General features: G+C 56.4%; 7 protein-coding genes. 6 read left to right on the forward strand and 1 reads right to left on the reverse strand.

The features are described from left to right. Window position 1: 1 nt before the first annotated feature. Window positions 2–433: a DUF4124 domain-containing protein gene (locus tag ALP40_RS18465; protein ID WP_122209633.1), complete on the reverse strand. Its 432-nt coding sequence runs from the start codon at window positions 431–433 to the stop codon at window positions 2–4. 398 nt (window positions 434–831) lie between these two features. On the opposite strand from ALP40_RS18465, the gene ALP40_RS18470 reads away from it, so the two are divergent. The 6 genes from ALP40_RS18470 (at window position 832) to msrQ (ending at window position 6,814) form a co-directional block, all read left to right on the forward strand. Then, window positions 832–2,556: an acetolactate synthase 3 large subunit gene (locus tag ALP40_RS18470; protein ID WP_122209641.1), complete on the forward strand. Its 1,725-nt coding sequence runs from the start codon at window positions 832–834 to the stop codon at window positions 2,554–2,556. A gap of 2 nt (window positions 2,557–2,558) precedes the next feature. Continuing rightward, window positions 2,559–3,050 carry an acetolactate synthase small subunit gene (gene ilvN, locus ALP40_RS18475; RefSeq protein WP_025258538.1) on the forward strand — a complete coding sequence of 164 codons (492 nt, stop codon included), beginning with the start codon at window positions 2,559–2,561 and terminating at the stop codon, window positions 3,048–3,050. A 46-nt stretch (window positions 3,051–3,096) separates the two neighbouring features. Next, on the forward strand, window positions 3,097–4,113 hold the full coding sequence (gene ilvC / locus ALP40_RS18480) for a ketol-acid reductoisomerase (RefSeq protein WP_122209634.1): 1,017 nt from the start codon (window positions 3,097–3,099) through the stop codon (window positions 4,111–4,113). A gap of 146 nt (window positions 4,114–4,259) precedes the next feature. Then, window positions 4,260–5,117, forward strand: a complete 858-nt coding sequence (pssA, locus tag ALP40_RS18485; RefSeq protein WP_122209635.1) for a CDP-diacylglycerol--serine O-phosphatidyltransferase — start codon at window positions 4,260–4,262, stop codon at window positions 5,115–5,117. Between the two features lie 63 nt (window positions 5,118–5,180). Continuing rightward, on the forward strand, window positions 5,181–6,194 hold the full coding sequence (gene msrP / locus ALP40_RS18490) for a protein-methionine-sulfoxide reductase catalytic subunit MsrP (RefSeq protein ID WP_122209636.1): 1,014 nt from the start codon (window positions 5,181–5,183) through the stop codon (window positions 6,192–6,194). Next, on the forward strand, window positions 6,194–6,814 hold the full coding sequence (gene msrQ / locus ALP40_RS18495; RefSeq protein ID WP_122209637.1) for a protein-methionine-sulfoxide reductase heme-binding subunit MsrQ: 621 nt from the start codon (window positions 6,194–6,196) through the stop codon (window positions 6,812–6,814). The genes msrP and msrQ overlap by 1 nt, the downstream gene beginning before the upstream one ends. Window positions 6,815–6,833: the final 19 nt, after the last annotated feature.

The following is a 6,833-nucleotide window of genomic DNA, read 5'->3' on the forward strand; positions in this document are numbered from 1 at the left end:
TCTAGCGGCAATACTCGCTGATAGCTTTTTCGGTCTCTTCGATGCGCGTCTTGCGGTTTTCTTCCGTGAGACGCCTCACTTCCCCTCCAACCTGTTCGCGCACCCGCGGGTTGTTCCGTAACTGCGCAAGGTTGGTGCGCAGGTTCTCGCAGTTCTCTTCGAGTTTCGCTTCCTGCGCTTTTAGCTGTCCTTTGACTTTGTCATCGACCGCTCGCTGCTCGGCGGCGTCCGAACGCTCAGGCGCTGAAGATGAGGGCGATCGTGAGGCAGGCACTGGTGTTTGCACGTTGATTTGCTGCGCCTCTTTGCCGGCAGGGGGCTGGGCGTCGAAATGAGTGATGCCCTGGGCGTCCACCCATTTGTAAATGGGAGCTGCCTGACTGCTCGCGCTTGCGGCCATTGCCAGCGCGGCGGCCACTATCATCCATTGCATGCTGTTTCCTTGAGATGTTTTTGCCGTTGGAAAGCTACCATAACGGTGCGCCTCCGTCTGAAGCAGTGCATTTTCAGGACCTCGGTAACAAGAAACCTCAACGATGACTTGACTTGAGGGAGGCGAATCACAACAATCCAAAGTTCGCTGTAGAAGGACTGCCAGAAGCAGACCCTCTCGGTAGATCATGAGGCGCACACCCGCGCCGACCTGTAACACCCGCAACGCGTTACCTCGCGCTGGGTGGGAATGTTCCGCAACACTCAGGGACATCCCAATACTTGCTCAGTAGTGCTGACGTAGTCGGCGACCACCGTCGCTCATGCTCTGCTTGGCAGTAAACCTATTAAGACCCGTCCCGGAGTGGGCGGTATTCTGGCGTTTTAGAGGTGAACAACGTGGAGCTTTTATCTGGCGCTGAAATGATCGTCCGCTTTTTGCGTGACGAAGGCGTTGAGCATATCTATGGGTACCCGGGTGGTGCCCTTCTACATGTCTACGATGCCCTGTTCAAAGAACCGGCCGTGAGCCACATTCTCGTTCGTCACGAGCAGGCTGCCACGCATATGGCCGATGGCTATGCGCGTGCGACCGGCAAGGCGGGCGTGGTGCTGGTGACTTCAGGTCCTGGCGCAACCAATGCGATCACCGGTATCGCGACCGCCTACATGGACTCCATCCCGATGGTGGTGCTGTCCGGTCAGGTCGCCAGTACGCTGGTGGGCACCGATGCGTTCCAGGAGACCGACATGATCGGTATCTCTCGTCCCATCGTGAAGCACAGCTTCATGATCAAGCACGCGTCGGAAATCCCGGAAATCCTGAAAAAGGCATTCTACCTGGCGCAATCCGGTCGTCCTGGTCCTGTCGTTGTCGACATCCCGAAAGACATGACCAACCCGGCCGAGAAGTTCGAATACATCTTTCCAAAAAAAGCCAAGCTGCGCTCCTACAGCCCGGCGGTTCGTGGTCACTCCGGCCAGATCCGCAAGGCGGTCGAAATGCTGCTGGCGGCCAAGCGCCCGATCATTTATGCCGGTGGCGGCGTGATCATGGGTAACGGTTCGGCGCCGCTGACCGAATTGGCTCAACTGCTCAACGCACCGGTCACCAACACCTTGATGGGGTTGGGCTGCTACCCGGGTACGGATCGTCAGTTCGTCGGCATGCTGGGCATGCACGGCAGCTACACCGCCAACCTGGCGATGCACCACACCGATGTGATCCTGGCGGTTGGCGCGCGCTTCGATGACCGAGTCATCAACGGTGCGAGCAAGTTCTGCCCGAATGCCAAAATCATCCACATCGACATCGATCCTGCCTCCATCTCCAAGACCATCAAGGCCGATGTGCCTATCGTAGGTCCTGTAGAAAGCGTACTGACCGAAATGGTCGCCACCCTGAAAGACATCGGCGAAACACCTGACAAGGCCGCTGTTGCTGCCTGGTGGAAGCAGATCGATGAGTGGCGTGCCGGGGGTGATCTGTTCCCTTACAACCGTGGCGATGGTTCGGTCATCAAGCCGCAGACCGTTATCGAAACACTGTGCGAAGTCACCAAGGGCGATGCCTATGTCACCTCCGACGTGGGCCAGCACCAGATGTTCGCCGCTCAGTACTACCGCTTCAACAAGCCGAACCGCTGGATCAACTCCGGTGGTCTGGGCACGATGGGCTTTGGTTTTCCGGCAGCGATGGGCGTCAAACTGAATTTCCCTGATGCGCACGTTGCGTGCGTAACCGGCGAAGGCAGTATTCAGATGAACATCCAGGAGCTGTCGACCTGCCTGCAGTATGGCTTGCCGGTGAAGATCATTCTGCTCAACAACGGTGTGCTCGGCATGGTCCGCCAGTGGCAGGACATGAGCTACGGCGCTCGTCACTCGCACTCCTATATGGAATCGCTGCCTGACTTCGTCAAGCTGGTCGAAGCCTATGGCCACGTCGGCATGCGCATCACTGACCTGAAAGATTTGAAGCCTAAAATGGAAGAAGCCTTCGCCATGACGGATCGTCTGGTCTTCCTCGACATTCAGGTTGATGTCACCGAGCACGTCTATCCGATGCAGATCAAGGACGGCTCCATGCGCGATATGTGGTTGAGCAAGACGGAGCGGACATAATCATGCGGCACATCATTTCCCTACTGCTGGAAAACGAACCGGGTGCATTGTCTCGCGTCGTCGGGCTGTTCTCGCAGCGTAACTACAACATCGAAAGCCTGACGGTAGCGCCAACCGAGGACCCGACCCTGTCGCGTCTGACGCTGACCACTGTTGGCCATGATGAGGTGATCGAACAGATCACCAAAAACCTCAACAAGCTTGTTGAAGTGGTCAAGCTGGTCGATCTGTCGGAGAGCGCGCACATCGAGCGTGAGCTGATGCTGGTCAAGGTCAAGGCCACCGGCGCACAGCGTGCCGAGATCAAACGCACCACGGATATATTCCGTGGGCAGATCGTCGACGTGACCGCAAGCGTCTATACCGTGCAGTTGAGCGGTACGAGCGACAAACTGGACAGCTTCATTCAGGCCATCGGCACTGCCGCCATCCTGGAAACAGTACGCAGTGGCGTGACGGGCATTGCCCGTGGCGACAAAGTGCTGAGCATTTAACTCATTTAGCAAATGGCCTGAACGGCCAAGATAACAGGGGATTTCCATGAAAGTTTTTTACGACAAAGACTGCGACCTTTCGATCATCCAGGGCAAGAAAGTTGCCATCATCGGTTACGGCTCCCAAGGTCACGCTCAAGCGTGCAACCTGAAAGACTCCGGCGTTGATGTCACTGTTGGCCTGCGCAAAGGTTCGGCCACTGTCGCCAAAGCTGAAGCTCATGGCCTGAAAGTGACTGACGTTGCTTCCGCCGTTGCTGCTGCCGATCTGGTCATGATCCTGACCCCGGACGAGTTCCAGTCCCAGCTGTACAAGAACGAAGTCGAGCCAAACCTGAAGAAGGGCGCCACTCTGGCTTTCTCCCACGGTTTCGCCATTCATTACAATCAGGTCGTGCCACGCGCTGACCTGGACGTGATCATGATCGCGCCTAAGGCTCCAGGCCACACCGTACGCACCGAGTTCGTCAAGGGCGGCGGTATTCCTGATCTGATCGCTGTTTACCAGGACGCTTCGGGCAATGCCAAGAACGTTGCACTGTCCTACGCTTCGGGCGTTGGCGGCGGCCGTACCGGTATCATCGAAACCACGTTCAAAGACGAAACCGAAACTGACCTGTTCGGCGAGCAGGCTGTTCTGTGTGGCGGTACTGTCGAGCTGGTCAAGGCTGGCTTCGAAACACTGGTTGAAGCCGGTTACGCGCCAGAAATGGCCTACTTCGAATGCTTGCACGAACTGAAGCTGATCGTTGACCTCATGTACGAAGGCGGTATCGCCAACATGAACTACTCGATCTCCAACAACGCTGAATACGGCGAGTACGTGACCGGCCCTGAAGTCATCAACGCCGAATCCCGTCAGGCCATGCGCAACGCTCTGAAGCGCATCCAGGACGGTGAATACGCCAAGATGTTCATCATCGAAGGTGCTACCGGCTACCCATCGATGACCGCCAAGCGTCGTAACAACGCTGCGCACGGCATCGAAGTCATCGGTGAGAAACTGCGCTCGATGATGCCTTGGATTGCGGCGAACAAAATCGTCGACAAAGAAAAGAACTGATCTTTTCGGTTCATGAAAAAACGCGGCCAACCGGCCGCGTTTTTTCGTTCTGGGGTCAGGCTCTGGTATAAAGCTGCATCGTTTGCGGACGAACCCTCGTCGCAGACATCTGTCGAACCTTTTCAAACCGCTGCAAGGTAATGTCCATGAGCGAACGTCCTGAAGAGCCGAACAAGGCCTCTGACGCTGAAAGTCTGCTACCCATTGATGAGCACGTTGAAGAAGGACACGACGCCGAAGGGCGCAAGGTCCGTCATCGCGGCATCTATCTGCTACCCAACCTGTTCACCACCGCGAACCTGTTTGCGGGCTTCTATTCCATCATCAGCTCCATGAGCGCCCAGAGCGCCTTGAGTGCCGGTGATACGGCGGGGGCCAGCAAGTATTTTGCCTTTGCCGCCATCGCTATCTTCGTGGCGATGGTGCTGGATGGGCTTGATGGTCGGGTAGCACGCATGACCAATACCCAAAGTGCCTTCGGTGCCGAATACGATTCGTTGTCCGACATGGTTGCCTTTGGCGTTGCGCCTGCCTTGCTGGCATTTGGCTGGGCACTGGGGGACATGGGCAAGGTGGGCTGGATGGTCGCCTTCATTTATGTCGCGGGCGCGGCATTGCGTCTGGCGCGTTTCAATACCCAGGTGGGCAAGGCCGACAAGCGCTACTTCATCGGTCTGGCCAGTCCGGCTGCTGCGGGTGTAGTCGCGGGTACGGTATGGGCGTTCAGTGACTTCGGCATTCAAGGCTCAAAACTATCATTTCTGGTCGCGCTACTGGTGGCTGGCGCAGGCATGCTGATGGTCAGCAACATCAAGTACAACAGCTTCAAGGAGCTGGACTTGAGGGGGCGTGTGCCATTCGTTGCAATTCTGGCCGTGGTGCTGGTATTCGCGGTTGTGTTCAGCGATCCGCCGCGCATCCTGCTGCTGATCTTCCTCGGCTACGCGCTGTCCGGGCCTGCACAATATTTGTTGCGTCTTCGTCGCCACAAAGCCGCCAATTGATCTAATTTACCCCATACTCCGTAGTCTATTGGTGCATCAGTTCCCCTAGGCTGCGGAGTCATCATGCTAATCAAGCTTCCTTCTGCGTCCGACTCCAAAGAGTCCGACGTCACGCCTGAATCCATCTATCTCTCTCGCCGCACATTGCTGGCCAGCTCACTTGCCGGTCTGGCCGTGAGCGCTTTGCCGCGCTGGGCCGACGCCGCAGATCCTTCCCGTTACGCCGATGTTGAGGCAGGCAAGGCACCGGGCTGGTTCGCTGAAAAACTTCCGGACACCAAATGGCAGGCGGTCAACGTCAAGAATGAGGCGATCACGCCCTTCAAGGACGCGACTCATTACAACAACTTCTATGAGTTCGGCACCGACAAGGGGGATCCTGCGAAAAATGCGGGTTCGCTCAAGACCGAACCGTGGAGCGTGGTGATCGACGGTGAGGTCGGTAAGCCAGGCCGTTATGCGCTCGAAGACTTTATGAAGCCCTATCAACTGGAAGAGCGCATCTACCGTCTGCGTTGCGTCGAAGCCTGGTCGATGGTGATTCCCTGGATTGGATTCCCGATTTCTGAGTTGTTGAAGCAGGTCGAACCCACTTCCAAGGCCAAATACATCCGTTTCGAAACCCTTCAAGACTCTAAGTCCATGCCTGGGCAGCGCTCGGATTTTGCGTTGATCGACTGGCCTTATGTAGAAGGGTTGCGTCTGGATGAGGCGATGAACCCGTTGGCGATTCTGGCAGTGGGCATGTATGGGCGTGAATTGCCCAATCAGAACGGTGCGCCGCTCCGGTTGGTGGTGCCGTGGAAGTATGGCTTCAAGAGTGTGAAATCGATTGTGCGCATTAGCCTTGTGAGTGAGCAGCCCAAAACGACCTGGCAGAGCATTGCAGCCAACGAGTATGGTTTCTATGCGAATGTGAACCCGGCCGTGGATCATCCGCGCTGGACGCAGGCCCGTGAAAGACGGCTGCCGAGTGGGTTGTTCAGTCCCAATGTCATGGACACGAAGATGTTCAATGGGTACGAGGAGGAGGTGGCCTCTCTTTATGCGGGCATGGACCTGCGGAAGGACTATTGATGCGCTATCCGTTCCTACGCCTTTGTGTGTTTCTTGCCGCCTGTGTCGCGCCTGTTCTCTGGCTTTATCAGGCATGGATATTTGCGCTGGGGCCTGATCCGGGCAAGGCGCTGGTTGAGAACTTCGGTTTAGGGACGCTGATACTGTTGCTCATCACCTTGGCCATGACGCCGCTTCAGAAGTTGAGCGGCTGGCCGTTCTGGATCGTGGTACGTCGGCAGCTGGGGCTTTGGTGTTTTGCATATGTTGTTCTGCACATGACGATGTACACGCTGTTCGTGCTTGGGCTGGATTTTGGTCAGTTGGGGGTGGAGCTGGTCAAGCGGCCTTACATCATTGTGGGGGCACTGGCATTCCTGTGCTTGCTGGCGTTGGCGGTGACCTCCAATCGCTACAGTCAGCGTCGACTGGGTGCGCGCTGGAAGAAGCTCCATCGCCTTAGCTATGTGGTTTTGGGGTTGGGCTTGCTGCATATGTTCTGGATCGTTCGAGCCGATCTAAAGGAGTGGTCTTTATATGCAGCGATCGGAGCGGTGCTATTAATTCTTCGAATCCCAATGATTGCTAGGCGAATCCCGCGTCTGGTTAATGTCGGTGTAAAGCGATCGGCAAAAATCTGAAAATAACGGTTGACGCGCT

It is taken from the genome of Pseudomonas viridiflava (genome assembly GCF_003702045.1).
Taxonomy (GTDB): Bacteria; Pseudomonadota; Gammaproteobacteria; order Pseudomonadales; family Pseudomonadaceae; genus Aquipseudomonas; species Aquipseudomonas viridiflava_C.